The sequence below is a fragment of the Aeromonas sp. 55A genome, from assembly GCF_051919665.1.
GTDB lineage: Bacteria > Pseudomonadota > Gammaproteobacteria > Enterobacterales > Aeromonadaceae > Aeromonas > Aeromonas veronii.
On the sequence record NZ_JBQBEH010000008.1, the window covers coordinates 88200 to 106805 of the forward strand.

Genomic DNA, 18606 nt, shown 5'->3' on the forward strand with positions numbered 1-18606 from the left:
GTCGCCCCGCGGGGGCAAAAAGCCAAGGGGATCACAACTTGCAAGCTGACCTCCCCCAAGGGGTCTGGTGCGGAGTAATATTCAGGCATCACCGCATGCCCCCGTCTTATCGGGTATCGAGGCCTCATATGAAATGGATTTTCAACCCGGCCATCAAGCTGGGCAATCAGCTCTCCTTCAAATACAAATTCCTGCTCTGGTCCTGCCTGATGCTGCTGCCGCTGGCATACAGCATGGCCAATCTGCTGGGGCGGTTGCAGGATGACAATGCACAGGCGCGCAAGGAACTGGCTGGCGTTATCAGCCTCGCCCCCGTGCCTGCGATCGAACAGGCGCTACTCACCCACCGCAATCTGGTCACCCAGCACGCCTACGAACAAGACCCGGTGGGAGAGGATAAGGTTAAAGCCGCCGCCCAAGCCGTGGACGATAGCTTGCGCGCCTTTGCCGATACGCGTCAGGAAAATCCCGCTTTCGACGCTCTCAAACAGGAGTGGGCCGCTTTGCAGAGTGAAGTGGGCAAGCTGGAAGTGGAGCAGAGCAATCTGCGCCACGACAAGCTGCTGACCGAGGTGCGCCATCTCTACAAGCACATTACCGCCAGTAGCAGCCTGATCCAGGATCCGGCACTCGGCACCTACTACATGGTGATCCTCACCAGCGAACGTCTGCCGCAGCTGCGCGACTTGCTGGCCCAAGTACGGGATCGCGCCGCCACTATTGCCGATTTCGGCCTGTTTCAGGCGGAAGGGTACAGCGGCCTGCGTTTTCGTCTCGACCTGATCAGCGCCACCCTGCAGGAGCTGGAGGCAGACCTGACCCTGCTCTACCAGATTGAACCAGCCTACCGCGCCGAGCTGGGTCAGCAGACCGATACCCTGCTGCAACAGGTGCGTCAGGGGGTCGAGACCATGGAAAACAAGATGATGAAGGATCAGCTGGTGCAGCTCTCAACCAAGGAGGTACTGGCACTGGGGGATGGGCTCGATAGCACCATTAACGCGCTGGCAGATCAGGTACGCCAGCGCATGGAGGTCGATCTGCGCCAGCGGCTGGCCGCCAACCAGCGCCACTTCTGGTGGGTCACAGCGCCGCTGACCGCCAGTTTGCTGCTCTACCTCTACCTGATGATCGGCGCCTATCTCTCCCTGCGCGAAACCGTAGGGCGGGTGCGTGATATCGCCGCTCGGGTCAACGCCCAGGATCTCAGCCAGCATATCGAGATAGTTGGTCAGGATGAGCTGGCCGCCATCAGCCGGGATTACAACATCACCCTAGATACCCTGCGCACCCTGATGCGACGGGTACGGGAAAATGGCGTCACCGTGGTGGAGAGCGCCACCGAGATCGAAGCGCGCACCTGCCGCTCACAGGAGGTGATTGCTGATCAGCAAGGAGAGACCCATCAGGTAGCCACCGCTATCAAGGAGCTGGCCGCCACCTCACAAGACATGGCGGGCAACGCCCTGCAAGCCGCCCGCATGACCCAGGAGGCGCAGAACGTGGTCGGTCAGGGCGAGGATGTGGTGGAGCGCACCATCAAGGCCATCGACCATATCAACCGCGAGGTGCTGCGCACCGCCGATACCATCGGCCAGCTGGAGCAGCAGTGCAGCCAGATTGGCGGCGTCATCAGCGTGATCCGCGGCATCGCCGAACAGACCAACCTCCTGGCCCTCAACGCGGCCATCGAAGCGGCCCGGGCCGGTGAGCAGGGTCGCGGCTTTGCGGTGGTGGCCGACGAGGTGCGGTCTCTTGCCAACCGCACCCAGGGGGCTACCGTCGAGATCCAGCAGATGATTGAACAGCTGCAATCCGGCGCACGCGCCTCGGTCACCGCCATGTCGGCGGCCAGCCATGAAGCGCAGGAGGGGGTCGGGCTGGCGCAGGAGGCAAAACAGGCCTTCGGCGCCATCACCGAGAAGGTGGATCGGATGGTCGATACCAACGCCATCATCGCCAGCGCCATCGAGCAGCAGGGCGCCGTGGTCAACGAGATCGAACGCAACGTGGTGCGCATCTCGGATGGCAGCGACGAGGCGCTGCAAGTGGCCAACGCCGCCCGCGATGCCGCCCGCCAGATCCACCAGCTCACCGAACAGCTGCGCGCCATGGTACAGAGCTTCGTGCTGTAACAGAGCGCTGACAAGCCGGGCTCAACGTGAGCCCGGCATTATCCCGGTCTCGCCCCTGCCCACAACATCTCGGTTGCTCGGATCATCCAGAAAATCTCTGCGGCCCACTTGCCGGGCAAACGCCAACAAAGTAGTCTCGAACGAAAACAAAATGCGGCATTCCCGACACGCACGGTCTGCGATGTCGAGGGAAACCAAGCCGCCTGCGAGCCACAGATTAAAACCAGCGTCACGTCATCTATCACCCGCTTCAAGCGAGGGTTTACCCATGGCCAGATACCAGTTTTTTACCATTCCGGCGTCCAATCGGCAGCAATACACCTTTATCGACATGGCGTCTCCGACTTTTCTGAGTGAAAAGGCGGCACTGCTGACCCAAGGATTCGAGGTGGAGGAGGACTTTATTGACGCGACCACTCCACGGGAGGCCGTCGAGAAGTACCAATCCAATTTTCTCTATGTAGCGGATGAGATAGGCAAGTCCGATAGCAGCTACGCCGCGGCCGTCGCCATGCTGGAGATTGGCAAGGGGTTATTGGGCAATAAAACCCGCTGAGATAAGGCACCGCGGTGAAGAGTGGTGGCCATCGTGGCAACGCGCCCGATGGCCATATGGCAAGACATCAATTCGGTAAGTCAGAAGCGCCCCAGCTGCTGGAGCATCTCGATCAGCTCCTCTTCGCTGCTCGGCTCATAGGCCAGCTGAAGGCTCGGCGCGGCGCCTCCCATCAGCATGTAGACGTTGGTGCTGCAGTGGTCGTAGTGATACCACTTACCGTCGATACAGACGTCGGTATAGCATCTCGGGTCCCTTTTCAGTTCCATATACACATCCTTTTGTTACATCCCATCAACATCACTTCTGACCGTAAAATAACCACCGAGGTTCACGCTTGATGCAGATCAAGGGAAGCGACTGAAAGGGACAGATATCAGCCAGATCTGTGGCCTGCGGATGCCCCGAGCCACCATAGTTATCCGAATGAAGACAGGCCGAGTGCCCCGTCATATCGCCGGATGATCCCCGGTAACAAAAACGGCGCCCGCAGGCGCCGTTTTTCATTTTCCCTCAAAAGCGAGGGGCAAACATAAGGCTTATTCGTCTTCCAGATAGGCGTAGCCTTGCAGGCCCAGCTCCAGCTCGTCGAGCAGGGCTTTGCGAGTGGCATCGTCCAGCGCCGGGTGAGCGGCGATCCGCTGGTAGTTTTCGCGGATCACGGACGGGTCGATGTTGACGTAACGCAGCAGCTGGTCGACGGTGTCGCCACGCACCACGTTGCGAATGTCCATCTTGCCCTCTTCGTCCAGCCACACTTCCGCGCAGTGGGTGTCACCGAACAGGTTGTGCAGATCGCCGAGGATCTCCTGATAGGCACCGACCAGGAAGAAGCCGACGTGGCACTCTTCGTTTTCGCCATAAACCGGCATCGGCAGGGTGCTCTCGACCCCCAGACCGTCAACATAGTGCTCGACCTGACCGTCGGAGTCACAGGTAATATCCATCAGGATACCGCGACGGCTAAGCGGACGATCGAGGCCGGCCAGCGGCATCACCGGGAATACCTGACCGATACCCCAGGCATCCGGCAGGGACTGGAACAGAGAGAAGTTGGCAAAGCACTTGTCCGCAAGCTTTTCACTCAGTTCGTCAGCCAGCGCACGGTGGTTGCGGTTGACCGGGTTGAGCATCTCTTTGAGCGCCAGACAGGTGTTCTGGTGCAGCATCTCGGCCCAGGCACGCTGTTCAAGGTTCAAGAGGCCCATGGTGTACTGGGTATTCACGTCACCCAGATCGGCAACCGAGTCGTGGAAGATCTCCAGCAGGGAGGGATCTTCGCTGCGCAGATCCAGCCAGCCTTTCCACATGTTCTGCAGAATGGTCGGCGCATCTTCGTCCGGCGCGCTGATGTCGTTCATCTCCACACCTTCGGCACCAATGATATTGGTGACCAGCACGGCGTGGTGGGCAGTCAGGGCACGGCCGGACTCGCTGATGATGGTCGGGTGCGGCAGATCGAACTCGCGGCAGACATCGCCGATGCCCCATACCACGTTATTGGCGTACTCGGAGAGGCTGTAGTTGGCGGAGCAGTGGCTCTGGGAACGGGTTCCCTCGTAGTCCACCCCCAGGCCACCACCGACGTCCACGACTTCGATGTTGGCACCGAGGCGACGCAGTTCAGCGTAGAAACGGCCGCACTCGCGGATGCCGCCCTGAATGTCGCGGATATTGGCGATCTGGGAACCCAGATGGAAGTGCAGCAGTTGCAGGCAATCCAGCTTGCCCAGCCCGCGCAGACGCTCGATCAGCGCCAGGATCTGGGAGGCGGAGAGACCAAATTTGGACATGGAGCCACCGCTCGATTCCCACATGCCGGAGCCGGTGGAGGCGAGCTTGGCACGCACCCCGATGTTGGGCTTGATGTTGAGACGAGCTGACTCGTCCAGCACCATTTCCAGCTCGGAGGGCTTCTCCACCACGATGTAGACCTTGTGGCCCATCAGGTTGCCCAAGAGGGCGTGGCGGATATATTCGCGGTCTTTGTAACCGTTGCAGACGATCACCGAGCCTTGCTCATGGTGATGGGACAGCACGGCAAGCAGTTCCGGTTTGGAACCAGCTTCCAGGCCAAGCCGGGGCTTGTCGCTGTAGGACTGGCTGATGGTCTCGATGACACGACGCTGCTGGTTTACCTTGATCGGGTAAACGCAGAGGTAGTCCCCTTCATAGCCAGACTTCTCGATGGCCTGACCAAAGGCGTTGAACAGCGCATCGACCCGACTCTTGAGGATGTCAGGGAAGCGCAGCAACACGGGGGTGGTCAGCCCGGACTGACGCAACTGTTCGATGGCGTCAGAGAGCACGATATGCGCGTCAGGGCGTGATTTGTCGGGGGCGACGGTCACATGACCGGCGTCATTGATATTGAAAAAACCCGCACCCCAGTAGGGAACGTTGTAGACCTTCAAGGAGTCCTTGCTGGACCAGTTAGTCATGGGCTATGCCTCGCAAATGAGCGACCCAAAGTCGCCTTCGTTACCCTCAATCACATCCAGACCATCTAGTGCAGAGTACGGCGAGCGCTGCTATCACGAGACGCAGCCACCCAAACCAACCCTTTGCACATCGCGGCAAGCCAGAGGCTGCCTGGTGGATCTTGGGGAAGTAACGAGTCTTGATGTGGGGCTGGTGGCTTTACATCAAGCTCAACGGTATGCGGTGCCACTATGCCGTAGCGCCGCGGTACTTTGATGACAGACGACATCAGCCACGCCGTCAGTTCATCATTCGGCAGCGATCCCGACAGAAGGAGAGGGTTCCAAGGAAGAGAAGCGAAGGCGCCAGCACGCATGCGTGTTGATAGACGACAACAACCACAGCCCACCTCACCATCAGTGACCGCCCATGACAAGGGAAGATGATGAGCCGGTGGCCCACTCGGTCAAATGAAGGATGAGAGTCTGTTGTTCTCCCTGATACCGGAGCCTAACCGGTATTAAAGAAACCATTCCCCAGCAGTGTCTGTCGTTTCTGCGTGCCTCGCCCTATAGGCGTATGATCGGTCGGGTTTCTGGCGGCTCTGCCTGCTTCAGGGTTGCCCTTGGATCGGCGCGGAGTGTACACACTTACCGCGGGCAGTGACAATAAAAAATAGTGTTCAAAATCCCCTTTTAATAAGTCGATCAAATCTTGCTGGCGGGCAGGCGGGCTCTGGGATGGCGCAGGTTATGCGACAGCCCGGTTTCCCCTTGAAAAGTATGTGAAAACGCCATGATTGGGCTGACGCCTTGCTGTGCGGTCGCTGAGGGGAATTTGGTCGCCACCGCCAGCGCCTAAATATCGCAATAAATGCCACATTTATGCGATCTCCCTCCCGGACGTTGCCCCGCGCGCCGCACATTCGCCGCTCTTCCCTTGCGTCAAAAAATGGGAAAAACCTGCGCTGACGCAATGAGTGCCCCGCACGGATTGGCCACAATGACCGCTCACAATCGGTTAGAGGCTGACTAATGGATACCCTGCTTGAGCGTTTTCTGCGTTACGTAACTTTTCATACCCGCTCCGATGAGACCAATCCAGCCTGCCCCAGCAGCGAAGGCCAACTGATCTTTGCCCGTGCCCTGCAAGAAGAGATGAAGGCGCTGGGGCTAACCCGGGTCACCCTGGATGAGCACGGCTACCTCACCGGCTGCCTGCCGGGCAACCAGCCGGACGCCCCCGCTATCGGCCTGATTGCCCACATGGACACCGCCGACTACGAGGCGGAGCACGTAGTACCGCAAATCATCGAAAACTATCAGGGCGGCGACATCTGCCTTGGCAAGGGTGACGAGGTGCTCGCCATTCGTGACTACCGCTTCCTGAAAAACTACCTGGGTCAGGATCTCATCACCACCGACGGCACCACCCTGCTTGGTGCCGACGACAAGGCGGGCATCGCCGAGATCCTCACTACCATCGACCACCTGCAGGCCCACCCCGAGATCCCCCGCGGCGATATTTGGGTCGGCTTTACTCCGGATGAGGAGATTGGCCGTGGCGCCAACCTGTTCCCGCTGGAGAGATTCCCGGTCAAGTGGGCCTATACCGTGGATGGCGGCGAACTGGGCGAGCTGGAGTATGAAAATTTCAACGCCGCCAGCGCCACGGTTCGTTTTATCGGCAATAACGTCCACCCCGGCACCGCCAAGGGGAGCATGATCAACAGCCAAACCCTGGCCGCCCGCTTCCACGCCGCCATGCCAGCCGACGAGACCCCGGAGTGCACCGACGGGTATGAGGGCTTCTTCCATCTGGCCCAGATGAGCGGCACCGTGGAGGAGAGCACCCTGCACTACATCATCCGTGACTTCGACGACGAGCACTTCGCCGCGCGCAAAGCCGAGATGCAGAACCGGGTGGCCGCCCTGCAGGCCGAGTATCCGAAGGCCCGCATCGAGCTGACCCTGACCGACAGCTACCGTAACATGCGCAGCCAGATCGAGCCGCACATGCATATCGTCGAGCTCGCCAAGGCCGCCATGGAGGCCGCCGACGTGGTGCCGAAGATCAAGCCCATTCGCGGCGGTACCGATGGCGCCCGTCTCTCCTTTATGGGTCTGCCCTGCCCCAACCTCTTCACCGGAGGCCACAACTTCCACGGCAAGCACGAGTTCATCCCGCTGCAATCCATGGAGAAATCGGTCGCCACCCTGGTGGAGCTGGTGCGCCTCACCGCGGCTTGGCGCGGCTAATCGAGTCGCTATCCTTACCACGACCACCGAGGGGGGGAGCCGGTTAACCGGCTCCCCCCTTGCTATCTGGCCATCACCCATCAAGAAAGGGAAACCGGGGAGGGTCGCTCAGGAGCAACTGGCCGCCGCTGCCATCAAACTGTCATCCCGCTGACATGTCGCGGGAACAGTGTCACATCATGCTGGGAGCAACGGATCGCCGGAGCCCCCCAGATGTTCACTATCGATACCCTGCTGACCCAGCACTTCCCCCGCCTGCTTGGCTACCCCCTGCTCACCCCGCTGTTAAAGCGGCTGCTGGGCTGGCTGCTCAACGAACGTGCCTTTGCCGACTTTGCCGCCCGCTACCCGCACCTGCGCGGCCTCGACTTTGTCGAGCAGGCGCTGACCCAGCTCGATTTCGACTATCGGGTCAGCGAGGCGCAGCTGGAGCATATTCCCGCCAGCGGCCGGGTCATTCTAGTCGCCAACCACCCCATCGGCTCGCTGGACGGACTGGCGCTGCTGCAACTGCTCGGCCGCATCCGCCCCGATGTGAAGATCGTCGCCAACCAGCTGCTGGCCCAGCTCGCGCCGCTGCGCCCCTTGCTATTGCCGGTGGACAACATGGAGGGCAAGACCGATCGGCAAGCCATCCTCGCTATGAATGAACACCTCGCCCATGAAGGGGCGCTGGTGATCTTCCCCGCAGGTGAAGTCTCGCGGCTTGGCCTCAAGGGGGTGAAAGATGGCCCCTGGCAGGCAGGCTTTATCAAGCTGGCCCAGCGCACCTGCACCCCGCTGGTGCCCATCCATCTGGGGGGGCGCAACAGCCTCTGGTTCTATCTCGCCTCCTGGCTCAACAAGCCCGCCTCCGCCCTGTTGCTGGTGCGTCAGCTGTTTCGCCAGCAGGGGCAGACCCTGCCGGTGACCATAGGGGCGCGCATTCCACTCGGCAGTTTTCAGGATCTACCCGCCAAGACGGCGGCGCGGCTGGTGCGCAACCACCTCTACCGGATTGGCCGTGGCAAGGCGGGACGGCTGCAGACCGAGGCCCCCATCGCCCTGCCGGGGGATCGCCGCCAGCTCAAACAGGCCATCGAGAGCTGCGAACAGCTCGGCACCACCCCGGATGGTCAGGGGATCTACCTCTACCGCCGCCACGAACTGAGCCACTCGGTGATCCTGCGCGAGCTGGGGCGACTGCGGGAGATCGCCTTTCGCGCAGTGGGGGAAGGGTCTGGCAAGCGGCGGGATCTCGATGGTTTTGACAACGACTATCACCACCTGATCCTCTGGGATCCGGCCCGACTCGACATTATCGGCGCCTACCGCTTTGCCCCGGTGGCGGAGCTGCTGGCCAGCAAGGGGAAGGATGGCCTCTACAGCCACACCCTGTTCGGCTTTGAGGATAAGTTGCTGCCCCGGCTGGAGCAGGCTATCGAGCTTGGCCGCAGCTTTATCCAGCCCGCCTACTGGGGCAAGCGGGGGCTCGATTATCTCTGGTTCGGCATCGGTGCCTATCTGGCCCGCTATCCCCGCTACCGCTACCTGTTTGGCCCGGTGTCGCTCTCCGGCAGCCTGCCGCCGGCGGCCAAGGATCTGCTGGTGAGCTTCTACCGCCAGCACTTTGCCCCCGAGCTGGCGCTGGCCCCCTCCCGCCGTCCCTACCCCGAGACGCAGCCTCTGTTCGAAGGGGTGGATTACGGCGCCGATCTCAAAGCACTCAAGGCCCGTCTCGACAATCTGGGCTGCGCCATCCCCACCCTCTACAAGCAGTACTCCGAGCTGTGCGAGCCGGGCGGGGTGCAATTTATGGACTTTGGTATCGACCCCGACTTCAACCACTGCATCGACGGGCTGGTGTGGGTCGATGTGAGCCGCATCAAGCCCCACAAGCGGGCCCGCTATATCGGCAGTCATCTGGCCGAGCCGCGCTCATAGCCCTGCAGGCGCCAGGCAAACAGCCAAAGGCAAAAAAGGAGAGAGAGGCCATCGCCTCCCTCTCCTTTCGCTCTCATGCTCAGCACCTTTTCGAGGCGCTCGGCCCATCTGGCGTTACTCGGCAGCCTTGCGATCCGAGTGGCCGAGATCCCGCTCAGGGGCGATAACATCGCGCACCCGCTGCTTGATCTCCTTGGCCTCGGGGAAGCCGTCATCGACCACCCGATCCCACACCTGCACCCCGTTCACCAGAATGCGGAACTCCCCCTTGCTGGCCGGCACCAGCGCCACCTCCCCCAGATCGCTGTCAAAGGTGGAAAGCAGCTCCTGCGCCAGCCAGGCGGCGCGCAGCATCCAGCGACAGAGGGTGCAGTAGCGGATTTCGATGCGGGGTTTGCTGATCAGGGTTTCAGACTCGGTCATGAGTGACTCCATAAAAAAGCGGCCAATGGCGGGAAATGGCGTACCGCCACCCAATGGCCAATCCCGGTTCGGTCAAATCAGCGCTGATCAACCCCATGAAAATCGGCCAGCCAATGGCGGGCAATGGTACGCATCGCCGATTCTGGCAGCTCGAACAGGCCGGGAGCAAGAGGGCCTGCCGCCAGCATCCGGATCCCTTCCATGATCTCCGCCAGCACCAGATAGACATATTCGCCAATCACGGCGCCATGGACGAAGTTGACCGCCTCGCCCCGGTTGAGCAGGTAGATCTGGGTACCATCCGGCCGGTTGAGGGCCAGCACATGGGGGCACACCTCTTCGCTCGGCCACGGCAACTGGGCCAGCGAGAAGGCAAACTCGTCATCGGCCGAGGTGACCGAGGCGACCATGGTGCCGGGGCGCAGCGCCTGCAGATCCGCCAAATCCAGCGAGCCGTTGCCGGTAGAGCAGATCACCAGCTCGGCGCGGCTCAAGGCTTCAGCCTTGGTGATCAAGCGAAAACCGTGAGAGAGCGCTTCGACCTGTCGCAGCACATCTGTTTCCACCAGCCCGAGATGAAGATTGCGACAGCGCAGGTCGCGGGCGATGCTGCGCCCCACCTTGCCATAGCCAAACAGCACGGCTTCGCAGACGTTGAAAGTACGGTTGAGATTACGAGCCAGCGACTCCGCGGAGTAGACCACGCTCAAACCAATCTGGATATCCTCGGCCTGCTTGAGGGGGCTGCGCGCCACCGACACCACCGGGGTCGCCAGCACCTCCTGCTCATAGCGTTGATGGCCGTTCTCGGTCATCTCCACCACCCCGAGGAAACGGGGCCCGAAGTATTCACTCAAGATCACCTGGGTTTTGGCAAAGTAACCGCCAATATCGAGGATCAGCAACCGCTCGTGGGGGGCCACCAGCGGCGCAATCTGCTGGATTATGCTGTCGGGATCATTGGTCCAGTGCCTGTTAAGGGGCTGTACCGGATAGTGCCGGGATACCCACTCGAAGGTAGGTCCGTGTACCGATTTCGGTTTGGGTAAAATCGCGCCAATCCGCCCAATCTGACCGAGGGCATCGATAAAACGGGGGCGATCGGGAAGCAGGTGAGTGACCAGCAGAATGCAGAGACCATCGATACGTCCCTGTCCGGTGAAATGGCGAAAAAACAGATGCTCAGATCCTTGACTGCGCAACTGTGGCCTCCTTATGTGCCGCAAAGCAGGCAAACAGAACCCGGCGCGGCCGGGTTCTGTGTGTGTCCAAATAAAATGAAAATCCTTTTTATCTGAAACACATATGGGGCTCAATCATTATCTGCCAAGAGTATGAGCGAGTATGCAAAAATGACTGTAATTGCCTGTTTTTCATGCAAAAATCAGTACAAAGAAGCAGCAGGCCACACCCACCACAGGCTGAGCCCGGTTCCCGCCGCGGCGAGCAATATCAGCCCACCCCAACGCACTGGCAACGGTTTGTCACGCAATGCCCACTCTAGCAACGGCAGCAACCAGACCGGCAGCAACACCACCAGCGGCACCTCCACATATTGCCAGGCCAGCATCTGGACGAAGGCGAGGGCCAGCGCCAGACCGGCGGGTGCTACCTTGATGTCAACAAAGGTGGCAAGCAGGGCGCGAAAACCGGCGAAAGCGGCCAGCGCACCGGCCAGCTGGGCAATCAGCAGGCTGCCATCGATGCCGATCACCAGCGCCAACCAGATAAAGCCGAGGGCAAACCCGAGCCCCTCGCGGCTGTCACCGCGCAAGGTGCTCCAGCCAAACCAGAGGATGGCGGGCAGTAGCGCCAGCCAGATCCCGGGTTCGCTCGCCAATACCGAGGCCAATCCCTGCCACCACACCAGCGCACTGAACACGGCAAAGAGCAGCAGTGAACCGCGCAGATCGTTCACCTGAGCCGCAATGGCGGGCACCAGCAGGGTCAGCGGCAGCCACTGCCACGCCTTGGCCGGAATACCATAGAGACCGCCGAGCAAGGAGCCCACCAGCCAGAGCGCCAGCGCGCCCCACAGATAACCCAGTCGCGGCCAGCGCCACGATAGCAAAGCGGCTCCCAGAGGAGCCGCCAGGGTTTGCAGCAGAAGTTCCGCGCCCATTACTTGCGCACGCCTTCGACAAACAGGTTGATGTTCATCTCGTCCGGGATGCCGGGCAGCATGTAGCTCACGCCAAAGTCACTGCGCTTGATGGTGGTGGAGGCGTTGAAACCGCTGCGGTAGCCGCCCCAGGGATCCTTGCCTTCGCCAATTTTGACCAGCTCGAAGGCCACTTCCTTGGAGACACCGTGCAAGGTCAGCGTCCCTTTCAGTACGCCTTTATCCTTGGTGCCCTCGTAAGCGGAGCTGACGAAGGTCATCTTGGGATACTGCTTCACGTCGAGGAAGTCCGGGCTGCGCAGATGTTTGTCGCGGGCTTCGTGGTTAGAATCGACGCTGGCGGCATCCACTTCAAAGCTCGCCTTGGCGGCCGCCGGGTTGGCGTCATCCATGCTGAAGGTGCCGCTGAAGGTGTTGAAGCGACCCACCAGCTCGGAGAAACCCAGGTGACCCACCTTGAACTGCACCGTGGTGTGCGCCGCATCCACATCGTAATCCGCCGCCATCAGAGGGGTAGCCATAAACAGGCAGGAGGCCAGCAGAGCCTTGGTCATTTTCATCCGTTCGTTCCTTCATCTTGGGGTTCACATCAGTGGTTAAAATGCTAACCTCGTTCTGAAGATGAATAATCAGTGATTTATTAAATTCATTATTTACTGAGGATGGAAAATGGACCAAATCGCCGCCATGCGCACCTTTATCAAGGTGGTGGAGTGCCAGAGCTTTACCAAGGCCGCCAACCAGCTCGGCATCTCGGTCGCCATGGCCTCCAAGCTAATGCAGCAGCTGGAGGAGTCCCTCGCCACCCGGCTGCTGTCGCGCACCACCCGTCAGGTCAATCCCACCGAAGCGGGCCAGTTCTACTACCAGCGCTCCCTCGCCCTGCTGGCGGAGTTGGAAGAGACCCACAGCCAGCTGACCCACCACAACCAGCAGCCGAACGGCACCCTCAAGCTCTCGGTGCCGATGGACTTTGGCTATCTACACCTCTCCCCGGCCCTGCCGCTGTTTCGCCAGCGCTTTCCCGATCTCAAGCTCGATATCGAGTACAGCGACCGGCGGGTAGCGCTGGTGGAAGAGGGGTTCGATCTGGCGCTGCGGATCGGCCACCTCAGCGACTCCTCGCTGGTGGCGCGCCAGCTTGCCACCATTCGGGTCGAGCTGTGCGCCAGCCCCGCCTATCTGGCGCGCAAGGGCAGACCGGAAAAACCCGAGGATCTCAAGCAGCACGACTGTCTGATCTACACCCTGACCCAGCCGGAGTGGCACTTCAAACGGGGAAACGAGCAGCAGAGCATCCGGCCACAGGGGCCGCTGCGGGCCAACAACGGGGTGGCGCTGACCCGCGCCGCTTGTGATGATCAGGGCATCATATTGCAGCCCACCTTTATCGTGGGGGAGGCGCTGCGGTCAGGGCAGCTGGTCAGCCTGCTGCCAGAGTGGGACAAGGGAGATGTGGGACTTTATGCGGTCTATCCGCACCGCCGCTTCGTCTCGGCCAAGGTGCGCTGCTTTATCGAGTTCGTGCAGGAGCGCTATCTCGCCCCGCAACAGTGGGATAAGCCGGCATGATTGCCAGAGCAGAGGATACGGCCTGACTGTCCGGCCTGCTGGTCCGGCTTGAAACCTAACGCTGGCCGGATGCGTTGGTGGATGCGGCAACAGGGGTGAGCTTGGCTAGCAGACGCTCCTGCTCGGGGTGCAACTGCCAGCGTGGCAGTCGGGTGCGGACAACCGACAACTGCTGCTCACTGAAGGCATAGGGGAGCGCCACTTCAATCTCGGGGCAGTCAAACATGGCGGCCAGCTGCAGGATCAAAATGAGGTTTGCCTCGTCGGTCTTGTGCTTGTTGACCCGTTTGCGGATCTCGTGGCGCAGCTGGGTTTCGGGGTCCTGGGTCATCGCCTGCCAGCCGAAACCGAACAACGGCACCAGCGCGCTGACAATCCCCAGCGCCGTCATCGGCTGCTTGGGGGGATGATAGAGTGCGTTGAGATCCAGCAGAACAGGATTCTGACGAACCTCACCCTCACCAAATAAAATCGTTTTCGTCATTGGATTACCCGTTATATTCCACTAGACTGCGCCGCATATTTTACCCCGATATGCCAACGAGGTGCTGATGCTAAGCGATATCGAGATCTCCCGCCAGTCCCCCCGTCTCTCAATCCACGCGCTGGCCGACCGCCTCGCCATCCCCCAGCACCTGCTCAGCCCCCATGGCCACTACAAAGGCAAGCTCAGCCTCGACCTGCTCAAGTCTCAGCCCAAACAGCGCGGCAAGCTGGTACTAGTGAGCGCCATAACCCCGACCCCGCTCGGTGAAGGGAAGACGGTGACTACCCTTGGCCTCTCCATGGGGCTCAACCATATCGGCCAGCCCAGCATCGCCACTATCCGCCAGCCGAGCCTCGGGCCGGTATTCGGGGTCAAGGGGGGCGCTGCCGGTGGCGGCCACGCCCAGGTGGTGCCGATGGAGGAGATGAACCTCCACCTCACTGGCGATTTTCACGCCCTGACGGCGGCCCACAATCTGGCGGCGGCAGCCCTCGATGCCCGCCTGTTCCACGAACAGAAACTGGGTGCCGAGTTCACCGCCAAAACCGGCCTCCCGCGGCTCGATATCGATGCTGACAACATCCTCTGGCCGCGCACCCTCGACATGAATGACCGCGCCCTGCGCCACCTCACGATTGGACAGGGGGGCGCTGCCGATGGTGTGGAACGCAGCGATCGTTTCGTCATCACCGCCGCTTCCGAGCTGATGGCCATTCTGGCGCTGGCGAGCGATCTGAAAGACCTGCGCCAGCGCATCGGCCGCATCCAGCTGGCCCGCGATATTCACGGCAAGCCCATTACCGCCGAACAGTTGGAAGTAGCGGGCGCCATGACGGTGCTGCTGAAAGATGCGCTGCAACCGACCCTGATGCAGACCACCGAGCAGACGCCGGTGCTGGTACACGCCGGCCCCTTTGCCAATATCGCCCACGGCAACTCCTCGGTGATCGCCGATCGCATCGCCCTTGGTCTGACCAACTATGTGGTGACCGAGGCGGGTTTTGGCTCCGACATGGGGTTGGAGAAGTTCTTCAACATCAAGAGCCGCCAATCCGGCATTACCCCTGCCTGCGTGGTGCTGGTGGCCACTGTGCGCGGCCTCAAGGCCAACAGCGGCCTGCTCGATATCCGTCCGGGTCAGCCGCTGCCAGCCAGCCTGCAAGGGGAAGATCTGCCGACCCTCAAGCAAGGCTGCGCCAACCTCGCCTGGCATATCCGGAACGCCCGCCGCTACGGGGTGCCGGTAGTGGTCGCCATCAACCGCTTCCCCACCGACAGCGAGGCCGAACTGGCGCTGCTGGCCCATGAAGCCCAGCAAGCCGGCGCCTGTGGCGCAGCCATCTCCAACGCCTTCACCCAGGGTGGTGCCGGTGCCAGCGAGCTGGCCCGCGCCGTGATCGCCGCCTGCGAGCAACCCGGTAAGGTGAAACTGCTCTACCCCGACGAGGCGAGCCTCGATGCCAAGCTGGCGACCCTGGTGGAGTGCGGCTACGGCGGCCGCGGAGTGCAGCTCTCCGACAGAGCGCGCCAGCAGCTGGCGCAACTCTCCGCCGAAGGGTGGGATCACTTGCCCATCTGCGTAGCCAAAACGCCGCTCTCCATCAGCCATGACCCCGCCCTCAAAGGGGTACCGACCGATTTCGAGGTGCCCATCGACGAGGTGAAGCTCTGCGCCGGTGCCGGGTTCGTCTATGCGCTGGCGGGCCCCATCATGACCATGCCGGGGCTGGGTAGTCTGCCTGCCTATCGCCATATCGATATTGATGAAGATGGAGAGATCATTGGACTTAGCTAAAGGTCAGTGAGGGGCTAGCGTCGGCCGATTACGCTTCGCTAATCGACCCTACGCTCAACAAACCAGCCAGAAACAACAAGGCCCCGACAATTGCGGGGCCTTCTGTTACCCATGCATCAACCCTTAGAGGGTGAAGCGCTGGGTCATATGGTGCAGGGTGTTGGCCAGCTTGCTCAGCTCGACGCAAGCCTGGGCGATCTGATGAGCGCCCTGGGCATTCTCGTCAGCGGCATTGTGAATGTTGACGATGCTGCGATTGAGCTCTTCGGTCACCGCGTTCTGCTCTTCGGTGGCGGTGGCGATCAGGGTGTTCATGTCGGTGATGCGCACCACGGCACCGTTGATGGTCTCGATACTGGTACCGGCATCCCGCGCCAGACCGACGCTCTCCTGCATCTGGTGACGACTCAGCTGCATGGCGTTGCCCGCCTCGGCGGCGCGGCTCTGCAGCAGCTCGATCATCTTGCTGATCTCGGCGGTGGAGTCCTGGGTACGCTGGGCCAATGAACGCACTTCATCCGCAACGACCGCAAAACCACGCCCCTGCTCACCGGCACGGGCCGCTTCGATGGCCGCGTTAAGGGCCAGCAGGTTGGTCTGACCGGCGATATCGCGGATCACATCCAGCACCACGCTGATGTTGGCGCTGTCGGCCTCCAGCTGCTGCACTACTGTGCCTGCTTGCTCAATCTTGACCGACACCTCTTCGATGCTGGCAATCGAACTGCGTACCACTTCGCTGCCGGCAGCAGAGGTGCGGGAGGCATCCTTGGCGGCGCTCATGGCATCCGTGGTGTTGCGGGCCACTTCGTTGACGGTGGACTGCATCTCGTTCATGGCGGTCGCCACCTGGGAGACTTCGTTCTGCTGGATAGCCATGCCGCTGGCAGACTGGCTGGAGATGGCGCTCACCTCCTCCACTGCGCTGCTGAGTTGGCTCACGGAGCCGGCGATCTCGCTCACCAGATCGGAGAGGGAACCCTGCATCCGGTTGATGGCGGAACCCAGCTGACCCAGTTCATCACGGTTGAAGCGGCTGTCACGGATCCACTGCTGCAGTTCGCCCTGACCCAGATCGCCATTGGCAATACGCTGGGCCTGACGGGCCAGCATGATCAGCGGGTCGCGAATTTGGCGGGTCAGTACCATGGAGAGCACCACCACCAGGATCAAACCGATCACCAGCGCGATGGTGACACTCAGATTGGCGGATTGATAAGAGTCGACAATGTCGCTGCGGGATTCAGACGCATAACCATGGTTAATCTGGATAAGGGAGGCCACTGACTTGCTCAGCGCGGTGTAAAGGGGAACCCCCTCCTCAAGGAAGATGCGTTGGGCTTCGGCAAGCTGATCGCTGTCTTGCAGCTGTTTGACTCGCTGGTGCAGGGCGACGTAACGATCCCAGTCAGATTTCACCGTATCGAAGGTACGGCGCTCCGCCACATCCTCAGGCCAGATCGTCTTGTCATGGGCAATCAGCTGCTGCGCGATCGAGTTAAGCTGTTGACTGGCAATATTCCGATATTCAGCCCTTTTCAGCGGCTCGGCAGCCACCACGAAATAACCCAGCTCATAACGACGCAACTCACCGAGAGAATCCCCGATCGCGCTGGTGCGATTGACCGCTGGCAAGATGCTGTCGGTAAACCGGATGGCAACATCATTCATGTTGCCAAACTGGACAAGGGCAAAACCGCCGATAAAGGCGACCATCAAACCGAGCACGGCAAAGCCGGCGGTGAGTTTTTTACCTATGGTCATGGTACTGGTATTCATGGGATATCCTGGTGGTCGTTAAATTCGTAGCACTCGTCCGGTTCACGCCCTCCTGGCATGAACTATCTGGCCACCTGTTCAGTGGCGCACCATCCAACCTTGATGAATATCTCTGAATTCCATGAGCGGCAGCGAGAGCCGTGAGGGGGCGCTAGAGTAACCGGATTGTGATGGTTCGGAAAGAGTCTGTCCGGTTACTTTTTGTAAGGTGAAAACGAGGGGTTTTTCGTGTTCGATTAAATATACCGCTCAGATGAATAAATCGGAAAAATGCATAACGTTTGCATAAGGCAAGCAGCGCGGGTCAAACCGTTGCAGGCCGCCACTCTCATCCGAGACCAATGAAAAACGCCAGCAATGGCTGCTGGCGTCTCGTTTATTCAGCGTGGCGGTTACAAAACAACCGCCATCTTATCCGCGCAGGCCACCGAGAAACTCGGCCCGGGTATCGGGCTGGGTCTTGAACACCCCGCCGAGGGAGGTGGTGGTGGTATAGGAAGTGGAGTCCATCACGCCGCGTGCCTTGACGCAGTAGTGGGTCGCCTTGATGCTGATAGCCACATCCTTGGTACCGAGCAGGGTCTGCAGCGCCAGCAGGATCTGCTGGGTCAGCCGCTCCTGCACCTGGGGACGGCGGGCGAAGAATTGCACGATGCGGTTGATCTTCGACAGGCCAATTACCTTGCCCCGAGGGATATAGGCCACATGGGCCATGCCGTCGATGGTGACGAAGTGGTGTTCGCAGGTGCTGGTGAGGCTGATGTCCCGCACCATGATCATCTCGTCCACCTGCATCTTGTTCTCGATCACCGTCACCTTGGGGAAGGTGGAATAGTCGAGGCCTGAGAAGATCTCGTTGACGTACATCTTGGCGATGCGATGCGGCGTCTCGGCCAGACTGTCATCGGCCAGATCCAGTCCCAGCGTCTCCATGATGGAGCGCATATGGCCTTCGATCTTCTCCCGCTTTTGCTGGCTGTTCAGCTCGTTGGTGACCAGGGGAGTTTCCAGTCCCTGGGCTTCGAGGGCAGCCCTGACCAGCAAGGCTTCCGGACTTAAGGTTGTCATTATCTTCTCTCCCACGCTCAGGGACTGTGAGGGCCGCTCAAGGAGCAACCCCTTATGTTATGGCGGC

15 protein-coding genes are annotated in these 18606 nt (G+C 60.6%); 6 read left to right on the forward strand and 9 right to left on the reverse strand.

Translation table 11 applies throughout. From position 1 onward, the window contains the following. Window positions 1-128: 128 nt before the first annotated feature. Window positions 129-2135, forward strand: a complete 2007-nt coding sequence (locus ACTG2G_RS04170; protein ID WP_266134500.1) for a methyl-accepting chemotaxis protein — start codon at window positions 129-131, stop codon at window positions 2133-2135. Window positions 2136-2403: 268 nt separating this feature from the next. After that, window positions 2404-2691 carry a hypothetical protein gene (locus ACTG2G_RS04175; RefSeq protein WP_005361772.1) on the forward strand — a complete coding sequence of 96 codons (288 nt, stop codon included), beginning with the start codon at window positions 2404-2406 and terminating at the stop codon, window positions 2689-2691. Between the two features lie 80 nt (window positions 2692-2771). On the opposite strand, the gene ACTG2G_RS04180 is transcribed toward ACTG2G_RS04175, so the two are convergent. Both ACTG2G_RS04180 and speA read right to left on the reverse strand, forming a co-directional pair. Beyond that, window positions 2772-2960 carry a hypothetical protein gene (locus ACTG2G_RS04180; protein WP_005334402.1) on the reverse strand — a complete coding sequence of 63 codons (189 nt, stop codon included), beginning with the start codon at window positions 2958-2960 and terminating at the stop codon, window positions 2772-2774. Between the two features lie 270 nt (window positions 2961-3230). After that, on the reverse strand, window positions 3231-5132 hold the full coding sequence (gene speA / locus ACTG2G_RS04185; protein ID WP_005344160.1) for a biosynthetic arginine decarboxylase: 1902 nt from the start codon (window positions 5130-5132) through the stop codon (window positions 3231-3233). Window positions 5133-6146: 1014 nt separating this feature from the next. Here speA and pepT point away from each other — a divergent pair. Both pepT and ACTG2G_RS04195 read left to right on the forward strand, forming a co-directional pair. Then, a complete protein-coding gene (pepT, locus tag ACTG2G_RS04190; RefSeq protein WP_216951721.1) occupies window positions 6147-7370 on the forward strand; it encodes a peptidase T in 1224 nt (407 codons plus the stop codon). A 213-nt stretch (window positions 7371-7583) separates the two neighbouring features. Next, on the forward strand, window positions 7584-9293 hold the full coding sequence (locus ACTG2G_RS04195; protein ID WP_439985207.1) for a lysophospholipid acyltransferase family protein: 1710 nt from the start codon (window positions 7584-7586) through the stop codon (window positions 9291-9293). Between the two features lie 114 nt (window positions 9294-9407). Here ACTG2G_RS04195 and ACTG2G_RS04200 read toward each other — a convergent pair whose 3' ends face one another. From ACTG2G_RS04200 to ACTG2G_RS04215, 4 genes are all read right to left on the reverse strand, one after another. Then, window positions 9408-9716, reverse strand: a complete 309-nt coding sequence (locus ACTG2G_RS04200) for a SelT/SelW/SelH family protein (protein ID WP_005344153.1) — start codon at window positions 9714-9716, stop codon at window positions 9408-9410. A 77-nt stretch (window positions 9717-9793) separates the two neighbouring features. Beyond that, on the reverse strand, window positions 9794-10918 hold the full coding sequence (locus ACTG2G_RS04205) for an adenosylhomocysteinase (protein WP_421386234.1): 1125 nt from the start codon (window positions 10916-10918) through the stop codon (window positions 9794-9796). A gap of 182 nt (window positions 10919-11100) precedes the next feature. Continuing rightward, complete coding sequence (locus tag ACTG2G_RS04210) at window positions 11101-11838, reverse strand: hypothetical protein (protein ID WP_421386233.1); 738 nt, start codon at window positions 11836-11838, stop codon at window positions 11101-11103. Then, window positions 11838-12398, reverse strand: coding sequence for a YceI family protein (locus tag ACTG2G_RS04215; protein ID WP_021229336.1), 561 nt, complete (start codon window positions 12396-12398; stop codon window positions 11838-11840). The genes ACTG2G_RS04210 and ACTG2G_RS04215 overlap by 1 nt, the downstream gene beginning before the upstream one ends. Before the next feature lie 109 nt (window positions 12399-12507). On the opposite strand from ACTG2G_RS04215, the gene ACTG2G_RS04220 reads away from it, so the two are divergent. Next, complete coding sequence (locus ACTG2G_RS04220; RefSeq protein ID WP_267511560.1) at window positions 12508-13410, forward strand: LysR family transcriptional regulator; 903 nt, start codon at window positions 12508-12510, stop codon at window positions 13408-13410. A 55-nt stretch (window positions 13411-13465) separates the two neighbouring features. On the opposite strand, the gene ACTG2G_RS04225 is transcribed toward ACTG2G_RS04220, so the two are convergent. Beyond that, window positions 13466-13894, reverse strand: a complete 429-nt coding sequence (locus ACTG2G_RS04225) for a hypothetical protein (RefSeq protein ID WP_421386232.1) — start codon at window positions 13892-13894, stop codon at window positions 13466-13468. A gap of 67 nt (window positions 13895-13961) precedes the next feature. On the opposite strand from ACTG2G_RS04225, the gene ACTG2G_RS04230 reads away from it, so the two are divergent. Next, a complete protein-coding gene (locus ACTG2G_RS04230) occupies window positions 13962-15692 on the forward strand; it encodes a formate--tetrahydrofolate ligase (RefSeq protein WP_429204014.1) in 1731 nt (576 codons plus the stop codon). Between the two features lie 123 nt (window positions 15693-15815). On the opposite strand, the gene ACTG2G_RS04235 is transcribed toward ACTG2G_RS04230, so the two are convergent. Together ACTG2G_RS04235 and folE are read right to left on the reverse strand one after the other, a co-directional pair. Next, the gene (locus ACTG2G_RS04235) at window positions 15816-17471 is read right to left on the reverse strand and encodes a methyl-accepting chemotaxis protein (RefSeq protein WP_201907410.1); all 1656 of its coding nucleotides are present in this window, start codon (window positions 17469-17471) and stop codon (window positions 15816-15818) included. 411 nt (window positions 17472-17882) lie between these two features. Continuing rightward, on the reverse strand, window positions 17883-18539 hold the full coding sequence (gene folE, locus ACTG2G_RS04240; protein ID WP_042054628.1) for a GTP cyclohydrolase I FolE: 657 nt from the start codon (window positions 18537-18539) through the stop codon (window positions 17883-17885). Window positions 18540-18606 lie beyond the last annotated feature (67 nt).

Bases quoted from the DNA above. Each gene is read 5' to 3' on its own strand.
- ACTG2G_RS04170 (WP_266134500.1), top strand. From the start codon at position 129: ATGAAATGGATTTTCAACCCGGCCATCAAGCTGGGCAATCAGCTCTCC.
- ACTG2G_RS04175 (WP_005361772.1), top strand. From the start codon at position 2,404: ATGGCCAGATACCAGTTTTTTACCATTCCGGCGTCCAATCGGCAGCAA.
- ACTG2G_RS04180 (WP_005334402.1), bottom strand. From the start codon at position 2,960: ATGGAACTGAAAAGGGACCCGAGATGCTATACCGACGTCTGTATCGAC.
- speA (WP_005344160.1), bottom strand. From the start codon at position 5,132: ATGACTAACTGGTCCAGCAAGGACTCCTTGAAGGTCTACAACGTTCCC.
- pepT (WP_216951721.1), top strand. From the start codon at position 6,147: ATGGATACCCTGCTTGAGCGTTTTCTGCGTTACGTAACTTTTCATACC.
- ACTG2G_RS04195 (WP_439985207.1), top strand. From the start codon at position 7,584: ATGTTCACTATCGATACCCTGCTGACCCAGCACTTCCCCCGCCTGCTT.
- ACTG2G_RS04200 (WP_005344153.1), bottom strand. From the start codon at position 9,716: ATGACCGAGTCTGAAACCCTGATCAGCAAACCCCGCATCGAAATCCGC.
- ACTG2G_RS04210 (WP_421386233.1), bottom strand. From the start codon at position 11,838: ATGGGCGCGGAACTTCTGCTGCAAACCCTGGCGGCTCCTCTGGGAGCC.
- ACTG2G_RS04215 (WP_021229336.1), bottom strand. From the start codon at position 12,398: ATGAAAATGACCAAGGCTCTGCTGGCCTCCTGCCTGTTTATGGCTACC.
- ACTG2G_RS04220 (WP_267511560.1), top strand. From the start codon at position 12,508: ATGGACCAAATCGCCGCCATGCGCACCTTTATCAAGGTGGTGGAGTGC.
- ACTG2G_RS04225 (WP_421386232.1), bottom strand. From the start codon at position 13,894: ATGACGAAAACGATTTTATTTGGTGAGGGTGAGGTTCGTCAGAATCCT.
- ACTG2G_RS04230 (WP_429204014.1), top strand. From the start codon at position 13,962: ATGCTAAGCGATATCGAGATCTCCCGCCAGTCCCCCCGTCTCTCAATC.
- ACTG2G_RS04235 (WP_201907410.1), bottom strand. From the start codon at position 17,471: ATGAATACCAGTACCATGACCATAGGTAAAAAACTCACCGCCGGCTTT.
- folE (WP_042054628.1), bottom strand. From the start codon at position 18,539: ATGACAACCTTAAGTCCGGAAGCCTTGCTGGTCAGGGCTGCCCTCGAA.